This window comes from Oleiphilus sp. HI0086, assembly GCF_001635225.1.
In genome coordinates this window covers 1-722 of the sequence record NZ_LWFZ01000444.1, presented here as the reverse complement: position 1 = coordinate 722, position 722 = coordinate 1, and the positions used below count along the sequence as shown (strand labels likewise).

Annotated in this window: 1 pseudogene; it reads left to right on the top strand. The window is 46.3% G+C overall.

The features are described 5' to 3' along the window. Positions 1-722, top strand: a pseudogene (locus A3756_RS05490) (alpha-D-glucose phosphate-specific phosphoglucomutase); the annotation flags it as partial.

The following is a 722-nucleotide window of genomic DNA, read 5'->3' as shown; positions in this document are numbered from 1 at the left end:
GAAAAAGTAAAAAAGGTTTCTTATTCGCAGGCTTTGGCAGCTAGCAGTACGCAAGAAATTGATTTTGTCATGCCCTACGTGAAGGACCTGGAATCTGTGGTTGATATGTCTGCCATTTCCAAAAGCGGCTTGCGTATAGGTGTTGACCCAATGGGCGGGAGTGGTATTGCTTACTGGGAGCCGATTGCCGAGCATTATGGTTTGAACCTGGAGTTAGTCAATAAGCGGGTTGATCCAAGCTTTTCGTTTATGCGTGTTGATAAAGACGGCAAAATTCGTATGGATTGTTCCTCACCTTATGCCATGGGTCAGTTGATTGAATTAAAAGACCAATATGATGTCGCCTTTGGCAACGATCCTGATTACGACCGTCATGGCATTGTGACTCGAAGCTCTGGCTTGTTAAACCCAAATCACTACTTAGCAGTCGCAATCGATTACCTTTTCTCACATCGTCCTGAATGGGATGAATCTGTTGGAATCGGCAAAACGCTAGTTTCCAGCAGCATGATTGACCGAGTGGCTAGCGCGCTAAAGCGTCCTTTGGTTGAGGTGCCTGTTGGCTTTAAATGGTTTGTAGATGGCTTGCATCAAGGCAGCTTGGGTTTTGGTGGAGAAGAAAGTGCAGGCGCTTCATTTTTGAGACGCAACGGACAAGTTTGGACGACCGATAAAGACGGCATTATCATGGATCTCCTGGCTGCCGAAATATGCGCAGTAAC